Genomic DNA, 16,453 nt, shown 5'->3' with positions numbered 1-16,453 from the left:
CCCGACGTCCGGAGGTGTCCCGCTCTACTGCGCCGCCCGCGACATCGCGTCGAGGTGGAAGGCCAGGAACAGCAGCGCCGCCACGACGACCAGCAGCGGGACCCACAGGGGCGCGTGGATGCTCTCGATGACCAGCGAGGACAGCAGCGTCAGACCGATGACCCCCAGGAAGATCATCCGCGAGGCGACGGGCGTGGGAGTCGTGCTGGTGCGCGGCAGGTCGGAGCGTCGGATCGCGATCCCGTAGATCAGCACGCCCGCCGCGAGCTGCGCGAACATCACCAGCAGCCGTGCCAGGCCGTTCGAGATCAGCCACGGGGCGTAGGGCATGAGCACGCCCCCGGCCATCAGCAGCGAGGAGAGCACCTGTCCGGGCCACAGCGGCCTGCCGGTCGCCCCGCTCCGCGGCGACGTCGCGCTCGCCGCGGGCTTCCGCGGGTTACCTTCCTTCTTGCCCGCGCTCATGCCGCGCCTCCTGCAGCGTCGGCGTCGCTCACGGGTTCGCCATCGCCCACGAGCTCGGCGAACCGGGCCAGGTCCACGTTCCCGCCGGACAGGATGACGCCCACGCGGGGCTGTCTGCCAAGGTCACCTGCCAGATCACGTGCCTGCGCGACGGCGGCGGCGAGCCCCAGGCAGCCCGTCGGCTCGACCACGGCCTTCATCCGCGTCGCGAGGAACCGCATCTGGGCGACGAGCTCGGCGTCGCTCGCGGTGAGGATGCCGCTCGCGCGCTCGCGGATGATCGCGAAGGTCGTGTCGCCGACGCGCGTGGTCTGCGCGCCGTCGGCGATGGTCCGCGGCACGTCGATGGCCACCGGCCCGCCCGCCTCGAGGGAGCGGCGCACGTCGTCCCCGGCCTCCGGCTCCACGCCGAACACGCGGCAGGCGGGGGAGAGGTCCCCCGCGGCCAGCAGACTGCCCGAGAGCAGCCCCCCGCCTCCGCAGGGCACGAACAGCAGGTCCAGCTCGCCCGCGTCCTCGAGGAGCTCGAGGGCCGCGGTGCCCTGGCCGGCGATGATCGCCGGATGGTCGAAGGGCGGGACGACCTCCGCGCCCTGCTCGCGGGCGATGCTGCTCGCGATCGCGGTGCGATCCTCGCGACAGCGGTCGTAGAGGACCACCTCGGCGCCGTAGCCGCGGGTCGCCGCGAGCTTCGCGGCCGGGGAGTCCTCGGGCATGACGATGGTGGCGCGGCGCCCCTGCTCGCGCGCCGCGAGCGCGACCGCCTGCGCATGGTTGCCGGAGGAGAACGCGACCACGGGCGTCCCCGGGTCCAGAGCGCTCAGCGCCGTGAAGGCGCCGCGGAACTTGAATGCGCCGACGCGCTGCAGGTTCTCCGCCTTCAGCAGCATCTCGCAGCCGGTCAGCGCGTCGAGCGTGCGGGAGGTGAGCACGGGCGTGCGATGGGCGACGCCCTCCAGGAGGCGCGCGGCCTCGCGCACGTCGGCGATCGTGGGTGCGCTCACGAGGGTTCCTTCTTCCTGCTGGGGGTCCCGTCCGACTCTATGCGGCCGACGGGACCGGCCGTCGGACCCCCGCGTACGGTGGGGCCATGGCGACACCGACCACCGGTCCCTTCGGCGACCTCCCCACCGCGCCCTACGAGCCGCCCGTGCCGCCGCACGCCCCCGGGACGGACGTCGTCCAGCGCAGCGTCCGCGACTTCCCCGAGACGGGCCCGGCCGTGGGCTTCGCCGTCGGCGGCACGGTGCTGCACGACTCCGAGGACCTCATCGTGATGATGACCGTCCCGGGCTCGGCGATGGCGGGCCGTCGCGGCCCCGGATCGGGCCCGAACGGCCGGCTCGTCGCGCCGGGGGACTGGGACGGCTCCTACGAGCTGTCCGCGTGGCGCGGCAGCACGGTGGTGCGCGCGCACCGACCGGGCGAGCCCTGGTCGATCTGGCGCTGGCACGACGGCACGGACTGGACGCCCCGCTGGTACGGGAACCTCGAGGCGCCCTGGCGGCGCACCCCTCTCGGCTACGACATGCAGGACTGGGCGCTCGACGTGGTCGCCGAGGGCGATCCCGCGACCGACGACTGGCGCGTCGCGATGAAGGACGAGGACGAGCTGGCATGGTTCGTGGACAACGGCACCGCGACCCGCGAGATCGCCGAGCGCATCACCGAGGTGGGGGCGACGGTGCGCGGCATCTTCGAGCGCCGCGAGGGTCTGGTCGGCGCCGACTGGGGCGCCTTCGTCCCTCCGGCCGACGCGGGCCTCGTGACGTTTCCCGAGGGCTGGCAGGAGCTGCGACCGTGAGGCCGCTGCGACTGCGACTGCGACTGCCGACGCAGGTGCGACGACGAGAGAGGAGAGCGCCATGGACCAGCGCACGCGACTGAGCATCCTCCTGGGGTTCCTCGCGGTGCTCGTCCTCGCGATCGTGATCGGGGTCGAGAGCCTCACCGCGGGCACTCTCGTCGGCGTCCTGGGCTGCCTCGTGGTCCTCACGATCGGCTGGTGGTCGGGCCGGCGCGGACGCCACACCGCCTGGGCCGAGGCATCGGCGCAGATCGCCCCGAGCCGCGCTCTGGTGCTGTGGAAGCCCGGCTGCGTCTACTGCGAGCGTCTGCTGCTGAGCCTCGGACGCGACTCACGCGTGACCTGGGTGAACGTGTGGCAGGACGAGCAGGCGAACGCACGCGTGCGCGAGCTGAACGGCGGTGACGAGCTCACGCCCACGGTGATCATCGGCGACGAGGTGCTGCGCAATCCCACGGTCGACGAGATCCGCGCGTTGCTCTGATCAGGGTCGATGGGGCCGTCGGGCCGATCCGGTCCGCAGCGGACGTGCCCGCTCGGCGCGGCGAACCGCTCAGCGCGGGGAGGCGGGTGCGGGGCCGTCGACGTCCAGCGGGCCCGTCGCAGTGGGCTTGACGAAGTGCCCCGCCCGGGCGCGCTGCAGCGACGCGACGTCGTCGAAGCGCAGCAGCGCGGTGAAGCCGAGGAGGACGACGAGCATAACGAGGATCCCCCATGCGGTGAATCCGAGGCTCTCCGCGAGGAGCACGAGCACCACCAGCGGGACCGCCGCGATCGCACTCACCGCGACGACCCTGCCGCTGCGGGTCACGCGCCCTCCGAGATGACGGCGTCGGACGAGCCCTCCGAGGAAGAGCCCTCCGTACATGAGGACTGCATAGACCAGCCACGGCCACCAGCTCGTGGTGACGGTGGTGAGCACCATCATCACCGCGAGGGCGCCGCAGAGCATCACGGCCTGGATCAGCGTGAGCGCCAGCGGGATGGGCCGAGGCGTGCTCCGCTCGGCCGATGCGTCCGTGGGATCCTGCGCCGTGCGCGCTGTCCGGACGCCGTCGGGTGTCGGTGTCGTCGGCGTCGCCGGCATCGTGCTCCCCCTCGATCGCCGCGCCCTGTTTTCCGTCGTACGGGCCCTGCGCGGCGGACCGCGCACGCTCCTCGACCGTACGGAACCGTCGCGGACGAGACAACCGTTCCGGTGCTCAGGGCGTGCGCACGGCACCGAAGATCAGGGTGCGGCGCAGGGCGAAGCCGAGCTTCTCGTAGGCCGCGATCGCACCGGTGTTCTCGGCGCCCGTGTGCAGCAGGGCGCGGTCGCCGCGCTGCTGGATGGCGTGGGCGACGTCGAGCACGAGGCGCGAGGCGAGTCCCTGCCGGCGCTGGTCGGCGTCCACGGCCACGGCGCTGATCTCGGTCCAGCCGTCGGGGTGCAGGCGCTCCCCGGCCATCGCCACCAGGCGCCCCTCGCGCCGGATGCCCACGTAGCGCCCCAGCTCATGGGTGCGCGGCAGGAACGGGCCGGGCTGGTTGCGCTCGACGAGGGCGAGCATCTCCGGTGCGTCGTCGGCTCCGAGCACGACCGCTTCCTCATCGGGGCGGGTCCGCAGAGCGGGGGTCTCGGTGAGCTGCACGCCGTCGATGCGGTGCTCCCAGCTCCAGCCCTCGGGCAGCGTCGGATCCGCATGGGAGACGCTGACGACCGCGTCGTGCCCGAACACGTCGAGGATCGCGTCCCACACGCCCGGGTCCCCCCAGTCCTTCACGCCGACGAACGGCGAGACGTCGTGCGGGTAGCGCAGCACCAGATCGTTCCCGATCGCGAAGTGCGCGTGCGCGCCCGTGAGCGCGGACCAGGCGGGGGAGTCCAGCACGGAGTCGTCCGTGGCGGGGGAGGTGGTGTCGGCGAGCGTGACCATCGGCGGGGCGTTCTCCTGGAGCAGGTGGGGGACGGTTCTTCACGGTAGATCCGCGAGGGCGGGAGGCGACAGGCCCTGCGCGCGGGTGTGACGAAGGGAGAACGCGTGCGGCGGGCGCGCGGGACGGGCGGACTTCCGGGCCCGCGCCCCTCCCTCCTCCGCATCCGCGCCGCTAGGCTCGTGGCACGCCCGGATCACCGCCGACCGGGAACGCCGATCGCAGCCCTCAGGAGGGACGCCATGGACTTCAGCGACACCATCATCGTCGGGTACGACGGCTCTGATCAGTCGGCCATGGCCCTGCGCTGGGCGGCGCGGCTGGCGAAGTCCGGGAAGAAGCCGCTCGCGATCATCCATGCCTGGATCTTCCCGCTGGTCACCAAGGATCTGGGGCCGGTGAAGGGCGTCTCCGGCTCCGGCCACCGCAACGTCGCCGAGCAGCTGCTGAGGGAGGCCGCGGGCATCGCCGAGGAGACCGCGCCCGGCGTGGAGGTGCGCACGGAGCTGATCACCGGCAATCCGCGCGCGGTCCTCGAGACGGCGTCCCGGACCGCGCTGCTGATGGTCGTCGGCAATCGCGGCCTCGGCGGCTTCCTCGGGATGCTGCTGGGTTCGGTGAGCCTGGGGCTGATCACCCATGCCGGCTGTCCCGTGATCGTCGTGCGCGAGGCCGAGGCGCCGCACGGTCCCGTCCTCGTCGGGGTCGACGGCTCCGAGGCGAGCCTCGAAGCGGTCGACGCCGGCGTCCGCCTCGCGCGCGCTCTCGGCGAGGGCCTGACCCTGCTGCACGTGCGCGGCACGGTCGACGGACACGTCGTCGAGGGCGACGGCGCCGAGCGGATCCTCGACGAGGCGACCGCCCGGGCCCATGCGTCGGCCCCGGATCTTGCCGTCGCCTCGCAGGTCGAGGAGGGGAGCAGCGTGCCCGACGGACTCCTGCAGGCCTCGGCCGAGGCAGGCATGCTCGTGCTCGGCTACCAGGGACGCCACGGCCGCCTCCTCGGTTCGACGGCACATGCCGTGGTGCATCACGCCCAGTGCACGACCGTGATCTGCCGCCACGAGTTCCGTGGCGAGCCGGACCCCTCGTCCCCGCAGCCGGCCTGAGGCGCCCCTGGGCCTCGGCGTCGCTCACTCCTGCTGTGCAGCGATCGCTTGCGCCCGCTCCACCTGCACGCGCTTGTCCCAGCGCAGCTCGACGAACAGGCCGACGGCGGTCGCGGCGACGAGCGCCCACCGGGTGGGCGACGGGACCGTCAGCGGCATCGCCGTCACGGCCAGCACGATGATCAACAGGGTGAGACCGCCGATCACGAGCTGACGCATCGATCGCTCCAGTCCGGATCCTGCGCAGAGCATCCGCGTGAAGCCGTCGATGAGCACGATCGCGATCACCAGCGCGCCGCACATGATGGTCCGCGCGAGCAGCCCCAGGGGGAACAGACCGAGCATGGTCGCCGCAGCGCCGGCACCCAGCAGCGCCTCCGCCAGGGTCCATACCCAGGGCACGGGACGCGGATGCGGGACGACGGGGCTGTAGCCGGAAGACATGGCGCACCTCCTGCGCGAGGTCTCCTTCCCAGCGTACGCGCGAGTGCGCTGGCGAGCTCCTGCGGTGCCGGAGGGTCGCTCCTCCTTGTGGTGCTCACCGAGCTCCCTTAAGGTCGGACATCAGACGTCCCTCGGTGGGTCCCTGCGAGGCGACTGCCCGCGCCGCCGACGGACAGGAACGAAGGAGCTCCCGTGACGTCTTCTCCTCGCACCGCCGGACCTCATCGCCGCACCGTTCTCGGTGCGGGCACCGGCGCCCTCGCCTCTCTCCTCGCCTTGCCCGCGGCCGCGCACGCAGCGCCCACAGGGCACGGTCATGGACATGGACATGGACATGGACATGGGCACGGCAGCGGCCACGGTCATGGCCACGGCAGCACCGGCGGCCGCTTCCTCACGGAGACCCTCGCGGTCGGCGGCGACGGCGTGTTCCCGAACTACCGGATCACCGCGCTCGTGCAGCTCGAGAGCGGCGACGTCCTCGCCGCCTACGACGGCCGCCCCACCGGCATCGACGCCCCCGGCCCCAACTCGATCCTCCAGCGCCGCTCCCGCGACGGCGGCCGCACCTGGGAGGAGCAGACCGTCATCGAGCAGGGCCACGACGGCGAGGACACGATCGGGTTCTCCGACCCCAGCTACGTCCACGACCGCATCACCGGCACCCTGTTCAACTTCCATGTCTTCTCCAAGGACGCCGGCTTCTTCGAGAGCGGCTTCGGGAACGACGACGCCGACCGCATGGTCCTCAGCTCGACCGTCTCGGTCTCGGAGGACGACGGCCGCACCTGGACGTCACGGCGCCTGACCGGGGTCACCAAGCCCGACGACGTGCGCGGCATGTTCGCGACCAGCGGCGCCGGCATCCAGATCGCCCGTGGGAAGCATCGCGGCCGCCTTGTCCAGCAGTACATCGGGCAGTGGCGCGACGAGTCGTTCCGCGCCTACTCCGTGTTCTCTGACGATCACGGCGAGACCTGGCGGATGGGCGAGCCGACGGGCGTGAACATGGACGAGAACAAGGTCGTCGAGCTCAGCGACGGCACGCTGATGCTGAACTCGCGCGTCCACAGCGGGGACACCGCGCGCTACGTCGCCCTCTCCCGTGACGGCGGGGAGACCTGGTCCGAGCCCGTCCTCGACGCGACGCTCACCGATCCGCGGAACAACGCCTCGATCATCGCCATGGATCCGGGGGCGCGGGCAGGGTCGGACGCGGCGAAGGAGCTGCTGTTCTCGAACTCGGACAGCGCGACCGCGCGCGTCAACGGCACCGTGCGCTATTCCTACGACGACGGCGAGACCTGGCCGGTGAAGAGGACCTACCAGACGGGCGACCACGCGTACTCCCAGCTCACAGCGCTCGAGGACGGCACCTTCGGCGTGCTCTTCGAGGGAGAGGGTGCCAACACCATCGTCTTCGGCCGCTTCGACCGCGACTGGTTGAACCCCTTCCGCCTGCACGTCCCCGACACCTCTGCGGAGGTCGCTGCGGGCGGCGACGTCGAGGTCGCCGTGACCCTGCGCAACGACGAGAAGCGCACACTGCCCGCCTCCCGCGTCACGGCGGAGCTGCCCGAGGGCTGGAGCGCCGAGAGCGTGCATGTGCCGGCCCTGCCCCCGGGCCGCAGCCGCGCCGTCCGGCTGCGCGTCACCGCGCCGGCCGATGCCGAGGCCACGACCGTGACCGGCGACGTCACGATCAGCGCGGCGTCGTTCTCGCTCCGCGGAGACCTGGAGGTCGCCGTCCGGGCCTGAGCATCCGGCCGTCGGTCCGACGGTGAGCGTTGCACACGGGGCGCCCCGCGGCGAGCGCCGCACATGCGGCGCTCCCCGTCGTCGCTCTCCGCGTCGTTGGACACTCCCGGCCCGCCTGCGGCATGCTGTACCTGAAACCGTCGGTATCAGGAATCAGCGCCTCGATGACGTGCGGCGACTCGACGACGAGAAGACCCCCGAAAGGCTGGCCATGGCCCCCACCACCGCGCACTCCGGCAGCGTCCCCGCGTACACCGAGCACGTCACCCGCGTCCTCGTCGAGGACCGCGAGCACGAGGGGATCGGCACGATCGCCGTCCTCACCTTCGCCCCGCCGGAGGGCGAGTCCCGGCCCGCGACGCTCGGGCCGCAGTCGCTCGAGAACGTCGACTCGGCGTTCACGGAGGCGCTCGCCCGGGCCGAGGCCGGCGAGATCCAGGCGATCGCGCTCACCGGCACGGGCAGGGTCTTCCTCGCCGGCGCCGACCTCTCGATGTTCGCCGATCCCGCCGGACGCGAGACCGTCGACCCCATGACCCATCGCGCGCACGACCTGCAGGTCCGCATGCGCGGCGCCGCGGTCCCGGTGCTCGCCCACCTCAACGGCGCGGCCCTCGGCGGCGGCCTCGAGGTCGCGCTCATGGCCGACATCCGCACCGCCGGCCCCACGGTCCGCGGCATCGGCCTGCCCGAGACGAGCCTCGGGATCCTGCCCGGATGGGGCGGCACCACCCTCCTGCAGTCCGTCATCGACCCTGCCGATGCCGTCCGCGTGATCCTCGAGGACCCTGCCCGCGACAAGCAGCTCAGCGCCTCCGCGGCCCACGAGCTCGGCATCGTCGAGGCACTGGTCGAGGACCTCGACGCGGCCCTCGACCACCTCGCCGGCCGCATCGCCGACGGCGGCATCGACCCGTCGGCCCGCCCCGATCCGATCCCCGCCGCGGGATCCGATCGCGCCCGGACGCTGCTCGACGCGCTGGACGCCCCGCACAGCCCCGCCGAGACCCGTCGCGCATGGGCCGAGCGCATGGAGGCCGCGGGCGCTCCCTCGCTGAAGCGCACGCTCGGCATCCTCGAGGCCCTGCCCGGATCGAGCCTCGAGCAGTCCCTGGCCGCCGAGCGCCAGGCCATCGTCGGCCTCGCCGACTCCGATGCCGCCGCCGGGTCGCTGTACGCGGCCGAGCTGCTGCGCCGCGGCAAGCCCGGACGCCGCCCGGTCGAGGGCGCCCGCGAGATCCGCCGCGTGGGCGTGGCCGGAGCCGGCCTCATGGCCTCCCAGATCGCCGCGCAGCTCGCCCTCGGCCTGCAGGTGCCCGTCACCCTGCGCGACCTCGACGAGGACATCGCCCGGAAGGGCCTCGCGCACGCCCGCGACGTGATCGCCCAGGCCGCCTCCCGCGGGAAGCTCGACGAGCAGTCCGCCCGCTCCGTCTCCGAGCTGCTGAGCGCGACCGCCGATGTCGCCGACCTCGCCGACTGCGATCTCGTGCTCGAGGCGGTCCCCGAGGTCCTCGCGATCAAGAAGAGCGTGCTGGGGGAGCTCGAAGGCGTCCTCGACCCGTCGGCCCTGCTGGTCACGAACACCTCCTCGCTGTCCGTGGCCGCCATGAGCGAGGACCTGGCCCACCCCGAGCGCGTCGTCGGCCTGCACTTCTTCAACCCCGTCGCGAAGATGCCGCTCGTCGAGGTGGTGCGCACCGAGCGCACCGATCCCGCGGTCCTCGCGACCGGTCACGAGGTGGTGCGGCGCTGCGGGAAGTTCGCCGTCGAGAGCGCGGACGCGCCCGGGTTCATCGTGAACCGTCTGCTGTTCCGCGTGCTCAGCGAGGTGCTGCGCTCGGCCGACCAGGGCGCCGACCTCGCCGCCGTCGACGCCTCCCTGGACCCCTTCGGCCTGCCGATGCGGCCCTTCGAGCTGCTCGACCTCGTGGGCATCGGCGTCGCCGACCACGTGGGCAAGGTCCTCGGCGAGCAGCTGGGCACCGAGCGCTTCCCGGTCTCCACGGGCCTCACGCGCCTGCTCGACTCCGGCGAGGCGGGCACGATGCGCGACCGCTCGCAGGTCCATCCGCAGGTTTCCGACGCGCTGCGGGCCGCCTTCTCCGGCGGGACCTCGAAGGGCGGGTCGGCCGCCGTCGGCGACGCGCTCCTGGACCGCGTCCTGCGCGGGCTCGCCGAGGAGACCGGGCTGATGCTCGACGAGGGCGTCGTGGAGCGCCCCGAGCAGATCGACCTGGCGATGATCCTCGGCGCGGGCTACCCGCGCCACCGCGGCGGGCTCACCCCGTACCTCGACCAGACCGGCGTGAGCCGCGAGGTCGTCGGCGCGCCCTTCCACGGGGACCGCTTCACCCGCTGACAGCACCCGATCTCCGGCGCCCGTTCGGGCCGCGGGCGCTCACCGCGACCCGATGACGCTCGGCGCCGCTCCGCAGGGGCGGCGCCGGGTGGCGCATCCGGTCGCGGCGCCGGTGTGCGCTGGGGCACAATAGCCTCTCAGAGTGCCGTGGACCACGTCGGCACAGGTGCTGAGAGGAGGGGCGGGGCCGTTCGGCGCCGCGCGACACGATGACGCAACCACCGCAGAATCCCGGTCAGGACGGATGGGGCTCGGCCCCGCAGGGCGAGGGCCAGGGCGACGGCGCCGCGGGCCCGCCCGACGGGCAGCAGCAGGGCTTCGGCCAGGACTTCGGCTCGGCCGACGGCGCGTACGGCTCGGCGAACACCGGCTACGGCGCCCAGAACACCGGCTACGACTCCTCCAACGCGGGATCCGGGTACGGCTCAGCGGGCTCCGGCTACGGCGACCAGGGCACGAACTACGGCGACCAGGGCACGAACTACGGCGACCCGGGCACGGGCTATGGCGACCCAGGCGCCGGCTACGGCGCCCAGAGCTCCGGATACGGCGGCTACGGCTCGGCGAACCCCGACTACGGCACGGCAGGCGGCGGGTACCCCGCGCCGCCCACGAGCCCCGGCTCGTCGGCCTCCGCGAACCCCTACGGGGCGACCACGGGCGCCTCGAGCGCGCCCGCGTACGGCGGGGGCGGAGACGGCTTCTCGAGCATCCAGCAGCAGGGCAGCGGCGGCGGGTCGAAGAAGTGGTGGTTCATCGGCTGCGGCGGCTGCGCGGTCCTCGCGCTTCTCGCCGTCATCGCGATCATCGCGGTGTTCGCCCTGGCGGGCGGCGATGATCCGGAGCCGACGTCGGGTCCCGCCACGCAGGAGCAGACGACCGAACCCGAGGAGACCACCGCATCCGACGAGCCCAGCGACTCCGACGAGCCCAGCGAGGACGCGACCGCGTCCGACGACGCCGGGGGCGGTTCCTCCTCCGCGCGCGGCACCCGCAGCGATCCGCTGCCCGCGGGCAGCACGGTCACCGTGGAGGCGGTCGACGGCGGGGAGCTCGACGTGAAGCTCGGGAAGGCGAATTTCGATGCCGACGAGGCCATCGCGAAGGCCGACCAGTACAACGACAAGGCGCCGAGCGGACAGAAGTACATCCTGGTCCCGGTGACGATCACGTACCACGGCGACGGGAGCGCGGCGGCGAACTTCGACGCCACCGTCTCCTACGTGAGCGCGGACGGCAAGGGGTACGAGTACACGTACGCCACGACCGAGCACGACTACCTCGACGCCGAGCAGATCTACGACGGCGCCTCGGTCACGTACGACATGCCGTTCCTGGTCCCGGACTCCGACAAGGGCGACGGCACCTTCAAGGTGTCCGGACTCGTCGACTTCGACACCGATCCGGCGTTCGTCGCCGGCAAGTGACGTCGGGTTCCGGGGTGGTCCGCGCGGTGCCTGCTCAGCCCGCGCGGACGCCCTCGGCCCATGCGGCCAGGCGCCGTCCGGCCTCCTCGAGCGTCGCACGGTCCTTGCAGAACGCGAGCCGCGCCCAGCTGCGCCACTGCCCGGCCTCGCCCTCGGGCAGGAAGGCGCTGACGGGGATCGCGGCCACCCCTGCCTTCTCGGGCAGACGGTCGCAGAGCTGGGCGGCGTCGTGCGCTCCCAGCGGCGCGAGATCGGCGAGCACGAAGTAGCCGGACTCCGCGACGACGAGGGACAGGCCGATCCGATCGAGCGCCGCGACCAGCAGATCGCGGCGCTCGCGCAGGTCCTCGGCGATCGCCGCGAAGTCCTCGTCGGCCATGGCGAGGCCGCGCGCGACCGCTCCCTGGAAGGGCGTGCCCGAGGCGTACGTGAGCCACTGCTTGACGCCGGTGACCGCCTCGAGGATCGGCGCCGGCGCCGTCACCCAGCCGATCTTCCAGCCGGTCACGGAGAGCGTCTTGCCGGCCGAGCCCACGGAGATCGTGCGCTCCCGGGCACCGGGCAGGGACGCGACGGGCACGTGCTCGCCCTCGAAGACGAGATGCTCGTAGACCTCGTCGGTGAGCACGAACGCGTCGTGCTCCGCGGCGGCGTCGACGATGACCTGCAGCGTCCGGGCGTCCAGCACCATCCCCGTGGGATTGTGCGGGGAGTTCACGAGCACCACGCGCGTGCGGTCGGTGATCGCCGCCCGCAGCTCGTCGGGGTCCACGCGCAGGCGCGCCCGCGCACCGTCAGCCCCGTCCTGTCCGTCGGCCCCGTCGCCTCCGTCGTCCGCGACGTTCTCGCGACGGATCGGCACGGTGCGGTGCACGCCGCCCGCCAGGGCGATCACCGCCGCGTAGGCGTCGTAGAACGGGGCGAGCGTGAGCACCTCGTCGCCCGGCCGCACGAGCGCGAGGAGCGATGCGGCGAGGGCCTCGGTCGCACCCGCCGTCACGAGCACCTCGCTCGTCGCGTCCCAGCGCAGACCGTAGAAGCGCTCCTGGTGCGCGGCGATCGCCTCGCGCAGGACGGGCACCCCGGCGCCCGGCGGGTACTGGTTCGCCCCCTCGCGGATCGCCGCCACCGCGGACTCGGCGACGACCTCCGGAGGATCGGTGTCGGGGAAGCCCTGGCCCAGGTTCATCGCGCCGTGCGCCGCGGCGAGGGCCGACATGTGCGCGAAGATCGTCGGCCGCACCTCGCCGTCGCGCAGCAGGCCGGCGGCGCTCACCGCGCGCGACCACGGGCCCTCGGGTGCATGCGCGGGTGCGGGCGCAGGCGCTGACGAGGGCGCGGGCCGGGGCGCTCCAGCGGGCTCCGGCGCGGATCGGCGGGCGGGGGAGAGGTGATCGGACATGGTGCGAGTCTGGCAGGGTCGCGGCCGACGGGTGCCGGGTCGTCGCGGGCTGGACCGGGAGCGGCGCCGACGGCCGTCGCGACAGGCCGTGACGACCAGGAGGAACGCGGACGAGCACGCCGACGAGGGGGTCCGACACGCCCCGCCGGTCGCCGTGCGATCCGGACTCAAAAGTTATGAAGGCGAGGTGACCTGCGACATCACCCTCGCAGTGGTCTGCGCCACTGGTGGATCGCCCGTCCGGAAACCTATAGTTCCCAGTCGTACAGGCACGGCCTGGTACCAGACGCCTCGGGTGGGGGTCCGAGGTGTCGATGTGCAGCGGCCCGCGCCGACTTCGGTCAGCGCGGGCCGCTCGCTGTGTCCGGACAAGGTCCGACGGATCACGACATCCGCCGCTCGGGGACGACGGGGGACGACTACTGCAGGCCGGCCTTCTCGCCGAGCTGGCGCTTGATGCGGCCCAGCATCCCGGCCATGCCGCGCAGGCGCAGCGGGCTCACGACCTCGGCGAGCCCCAGGTTCTCGGTGACGTCGGCCGGGACCGCCCGGATCTCGCCGACGGTGAGCCCCTCGAGGCCCGCGGCGAGGATGCCCGCGAAGCCGCGCGTGGTCGGCGCCTCGGGCGGGGCAGAGAAGAACAGTCGCGCCGGGGCTTCCTCGCCCTGTCCGTCGACCTCCGTGATGACGAAGATCGGGGACTGGCACTCGGGCACCGGCTCGAGCAGCTCGGGGTGGTCGCGGTAGCGCTCGGGCAGCTCGGGGAGGTCGTCGGCGAACTCGAGCAGCATCTGCACGCGATCATTGCCGGAGACCGCGTGGAAGTCGTCGACGATCTCCGCGAACGCCTCCGGGAGGGGCGCGTTCGTCCCCTGGTCGGCGGGGCCGCCCGATGCAGTCGCGTCGCCGGAGGGGGCCGTCATCGGGCGGGCACCTCGCCCGGCTCCGAGCCGGTGACGATCGGGACGCGCACGCTGTTGCCCCACTCGGTCCACGAGCCGTCGTAGTTCTTCACGTCGGCGAAGCCCAGCAGGTACTTCAGCGCGAACCACGAGTGGCTCGAGCGCTCGCCGATGCGGCAGTAGGCGATGACGGGCGCGGCGGGATCCAGGCCCTGCTCCTGCAGGTAGACGGACTCGAGCTCGGCGCGCGGCCTGAAGCGGCCGTCCTCGCGCGCGGCCTTCGCCCACGGCACGGAGCTCGCGCCGGGGATGTGGCCGCCGCGCACGGCGCCCTCCTGCGGGAAATCGGGCATGTGCAGGCGCTCGCCCGTGTACTCCTGCGGGGAGCGCACGTCCACGAGCTGCCCGCCCAGGAAGGCGAGCACGTCGTCGCGGAAGGCACGGGAGGCCTCGTCATGGCGCTCGAGCACCGGGTACTCCGTCGCCGCGGGCTGCGGGACCTCGCGGGTCAGCTCACGGCCCTCGGACTGCCAGAGGACGCGGCCGCCGTCGAGCAGGCGCACGTCGGCATGGCCGAAGAGCTCGAAGACCCACAGGGCGTAGGCGGCCCACCAGTTCGACTTGTCGCCGTAGACGACGACGGTCGTGTCCGACGTGATGCCGGCGCGGCTCATGAGTGCGGCGAAGCCCTCGCCGTCCACGTAGTCGCGGGTCACCGGGTCGTTGAGATCCAGGTGCCAGTCGATCTTCACGGCGCCGGGGATATGCCCGGTGTCGTACAGCAGGACGTCCTCGTCGGACTCCACGACCACCAGGCCGTCCTCGCCGAGGTGATCGGCGAGCCACGCGGTGGTCACGAGCTTCTCGGGATGCGCGTACTCCTGCAGCTCCGGTGCCGGGTCGGCGGGCAGTGCCATGGGGTGCCTCCTCCAGATCGCGTCCCGGGCGGGGCGGCGTCGGGCCGATACCGCATCGAATGGCCCACCCAGGTGTGGCGTATGGGGCCAGTCTCCCACCCTCGCACGACGAGCGGCAGGGCGAGGTGAGCCGGGGAACGGCGGACGAGACACGGCCGGGATGCGGCCCCGCGGGTCGGCGACGCCGCGTGGACGCCCCGGGCGCGGCGGCGTCAGGAGGCGAACAGCGCGAACGCCTCGCCGATGCCCGCTGCGGACAGGCCGCGGGCGAGCGCGAGCTGCAGCAGCAGACGCGCCTTGTGGGCCGGGAGCACGCCCGCCATCAGGCAGCCGCTCGCGAGCAGATCGACCTCGCTGCCCGGGTAGGAGTAGTGGTGGGTCGAGGTGCCGCCATCGGGGATCCGGGTCGCGACGACCACCGGAACGCCCTCGGCGACGAGACTCCGCAGCCTCGGCATCGCCCCCGCGGGCACATGCCCCATGCCGGCGCCGTCCACCACGAGACCGGCGATCGAGCCGCGGGGCAGGTCGTCGAGGATCTCGCCCTCGTCGCCGATGCCCAGCGAGATCACCGGGACGCGGGGCAGCGGGTCCGGGAGCTTGGGACGGCCGGCGGTGGTCGGATCGGCCGAGTGACCGGCCGAGTGACCGGGCGAGGGATCTGCCGACGATCCCGCCGACGCCCCTGCGAGCAGGCGCACGAGCGGGCGATCGACGGCGTGCGTCGCGCCCGCTGCGGGCCGCTGCAGCAGCCGCGTGCCCTCGTCGATGACCGCGAGGGCGCCCGCGGGCACGGAGCCGAAGGCGCTCACGGAGCGCGAGGACAGCTTGCGCACGCGGGCGCCCAGGTGGGCCGCGCCGTCGAAGACCGCGAGCGCGCCGAGCCCGCGCAGCGCGGGCGCGGCGGCCGCGCGGATCGCATCGCGCACGTTCGCGGGCCCGTCGGCCCCCGGTGCGTCCGACGGACGCATCGCACCGGTGAGCACGAGCGGGGCGTCGCGGTCCCAGAGCGCGTCGAGCACGAAGGCGGATTCCTCGAGGGTGTCGGTGCCGTGCGTGAGGACCACCCCGCGCGCGCCCGCGTAGACCGCCGTCCGGGCCCGCTCGAGCACGGCACCCAGGTGACCGGGCCGCACCGACGGCGACCCGATGTTCGCGACCTCCTCGTGCGTGACCTCGACGCCCGCGGGAAGGCCGGCGGCGACGACGTCCGCGCCTCCCGCACCCGGGGCGGCGCCCTCGCCGTCCGCCGCGGTCATGAAGATCGTGCCGCCCAGCGACAGCACGTGGATGCGCGCGGTGAGGTCAGGAGCAGGGGAGTCGTCGGGGATGCTCACCCGGCGATCCTACGGGGCAGGAGCCTCGTCGTCCCTCGCCTCGAAGAGGACGGCCGCGGGGTCCGCCTCGGTGTGCCGGCGCTCGATCTCCTCGGGCGGGTACTGGCGGACATCGGCGCCGCCCGCCTGGCGATAGGCGCGCTCGGTGACGTGCAGTCGCATGTCGGCGGGGATCTCGACCCGGTCGTCGTCGAGCAGGACGGCGAAGCCGCCGTCGATCGCCTCGATGCCGTGGAACGTCCCCCACGCCTCCACGCGCGGGATCTCGATCGACATGCGATCGAGCTCGGCCAGCAGCGGACCCTCCACATGGGCGGGATCGAGGAGGACGTCGGGCATGGCCCCGTGGTGGACCCCGCCGTCGTCGGCGATGCGCTGGCGCGCCATCTGCTCGGCGAAGAGCGCGGCGAGCAGGGGAAGCGGGCCGTCCTGCGGCGGCGGCGAGGCCTCGACCCCGGCGACGGTGCGGGGGCTGGACCCCTCCGCCGGGACTGCCGGGTCCTGCGGATCCTCCGGTCGCGATGCGGATGCTGCATCCATGGCGCTCGACCTCCTCGACGGGCGTGGCGGTGATGTGCTCACCGCCCACTGTTCCACGCGGGGCAGAGC

16 protein-coding genes are annotated in these 16,453 nt (G+C 73.3%); 6 read left to right on the top strand and 10 right to left on the bottom strand.

The window, feature by feature from the left end:
• Positions 1–24 precede the first annotated feature (24 nt).
• On the bottom strand, positions 25–465 hold the full coding sequence (locus I8D64_RS09845; RefSeq protein ID WP_200502321.1) for a hypothetical protein: 441 nt from the start codon (positions 463–465) through the stop codon (positions 25–27).
• Complete coding sequence (locus I8D64_RS09840; protein WP_200502320.1) at positions 462–1,469, bottom strand: threo-3-hydroxy-L-aspartate ammonia-lyase; 1,008 nt, start codon at positions 1,467–1,469, stop codon at positions 462–464. The genes I8D64_RS09845 and I8D64_RS09840 overlap by 4 nt, the downstream gene beginning before the upstream one ends.
• Before the next feature lie 86 nt (positions 1,470–1,555).
• Here I8D64_RS09840 and I8D64_RS09835 point away from each other — a divergent pair, with 86 nt between their 5' ends.
• Positions 1,556–2,269: a ribonuclease FAU-1 family protein gene (locus tag I8D64_RS09835; protein WP_200502319.1), complete on the top strand. Its 714-nt coding sequence runs from the start codon at positions 1,556–1,558 to the stop codon at positions 2,267–2,269.
• A gap of 61 nt (positions 2,270–2,330) precedes the next feature.
• The gene (locus tag I8D64_RS09830; RefSeq protein ID WP_200502318.1) at positions 2,331–2,756 is read left to right on the top strand and encodes a glutaredoxin family protein; all 426 of its coding nucleotides are present in this window, start codon (positions 2,331–2,333) and stop codon (positions 2,754–2,756) included.
• Positions 2,757–2,825: 69 nt separating this feature from the next.
• Here I8D64_RS09830 and I8D64_RS09825 read toward each other — a convergent pair whose 3' ends face one another.
• Together I8D64_RS09825 and I8D64_RS09820 are read right to left on the bottom strand one after the other, a co-directional pair.
• Complete coding sequence (locus I8D64_RS09825) at positions 2,826–3,359, bottom strand: hypothetical protein (protein ID WP_200502317.1); 534 nt, start codon at positions 3,357–3,359, stop codon at positions 2,826–2,828.
• 115 nt (positions 3,360–3,474) lie between these two features.
• Positions 3,475–4,188 carry a GNAT family N-acetyltransferase gene (locus I8D64_RS09820; RefSeq protein ID WP_200502316.1) on the bottom strand — a complete coding sequence of 238 codons (714 nt, stop codon included), beginning with the start codon at positions 4,186–4,188 and terminating at the stop codon, positions 3,475–3,477.
• Positions 4,189–4,428: 240 nt separating this feature from the next.
• On the opposite strand from I8D64_RS09820, the gene I8D64_RS09815 reads away from it, so the two are divergent.
• Complete coding sequence (locus I8D64_RS09815; RefSeq protein ID WP_200502315.1) at positions 4,429–5,295, top strand: universal stress protein; 867 nt, start codon at positions 4,429–4,431, stop codon at positions 5,293–5,295.
• Between the two features lie 24 nt (positions 5,296–5,319).
• Here the strand turns inward: I8D64_RS09815 and I8D64_RS09810 are convergent, their stop codons facing one another.
• Entirely contained in the window at positions 5,320–5,739 is a 420-nt protein-coding gene (locus I8D64_RS09810) for a hypothetical protein (protein ID WP_200502314.1), read from the bottom strand.
• Between the two features lie 192 nt (positions 5,740–5,931).
• On the opposite strand from I8D64_RS09810, the gene I8D64_RS09805 reads away from it, so the two are divergent.
• The 3 genes from I8D64_RS09805 to I8D64_RS09795 all read left to right on the top strand — a co-directional run bounded on the left by I8D64_RS09805 (position 5,932) and on the right by I8D64_RS09795 (position 11,286).
• A complete protein-coding gene (locus I8D64_RS09805; RefSeq protein WP_200502313.1) occupies positions 5,932–7,497 on the top strand; it encodes an exo-alpha-sialidase in 1,566 nt (521 codons plus the stop codon).
• 211 nt (positions 7,498–7,708) lie between these two features.
• A complete protein-coding gene (locus I8D64_RS09800) occupies positions 7,709–9,859 on the top strand; it encodes a 3-hydroxyacyl-CoA dehydrogenase NAD-binding domain-containing protein (RefSeq protein ID WP_200502312.1) in 2,151 nt (716 codons plus the stop codon).
• Positions 9,860–10,068: 209 nt separating this feature from the next.
• A complete protein-coding gene (locus tag I8D64_RS09795) occupies positions 10,069–11,286 on the top strand; it encodes a hypothetical protein (protein ID WP_200502311.1) in 1,218 nt (405 codons plus the stop codon).
• Between the two features lie 34 nt (positions 11,287–11,320).
• On the opposite strand, the gene I8D64_RS09790 is transcribed toward I8D64_RS09795, so the two are convergent.
• From I8D64_RS09790 to I8D64_RS09770, 5 genes are all read right to left on the bottom strand, one after another.
• Positions 11,321–12,562 (bottom strand): aminotransferase class I/II-fold pyridoxal phosphate-dependent enzyme, encoded by a 1,242-nt coding sequence (locus I8D64_RS09790; RefSeq protein ID WP_343068527.1) that lies wholly within the window; start codon positions 12,560–12,562, stop codon positions 11,321–11,323.
• A gap of 545 nt (positions 12,563–13,107) precedes the next feature.
• A complete protein-coding gene (locus tag I8D64_RS09785; protein WP_200502309.1) occupies positions 13,108–13,611 on the bottom strand; it encodes a SufE family protein in 504 nt (167 codons plus the stop codon).
• On the bottom strand, positions 13,608–14,507 hold the full coding sequence (locus I8D64_RS09780; protein ID WP_200502308.1) for a sulfurtransferase: 900 nt from the start codon (positions 14,505–14,507) through the stop codon (positions 13,608–13,610). Before I8D64_RS09780 ends, I8D64_RS09785 begins: the two co-directional genes overlap by 4 nt.
• Positions 14,508–14,719: 212 nt before the next feature.
• On the bottom strand, positions 14,720–15,844 hold the full coding sequence (locus tag I8D64_RS09775) for an asparaginase (RefSeq protein WP_343068526.1): 1,125 nt from the start codon (positions 15,842–15,844) through the stop codon (positions 14,720–14,722).
• 9 nt (positions 15,845–15,853) lie between these two features.
• On the bottom strand, positions 15,854–16,384 hold the full coding sequence (locus I8D64_RS09770) for a hypothetical protein (RefSeq protein WP_200502307.1): 531 nt from the start codon (positions 16,382–16,384) through the stop codon (positions 15,854–15,856).
• Positions 16,385–16,453 lie beyond the last annotated feature (69 nt).

It is taken from the genome of Brachybacterium halotolerans (genome assembly GCF_016623465.1).
Lineage (GTDB): Bacteria > Actinomycetota > Actinomycetes > Actinomycetales > Dermabacteraceae > Brachybacterium > Brachybacterium halotolerans.
This window is presented reverse-complemented; position numbering and strand designations above follow the sequence as displayed.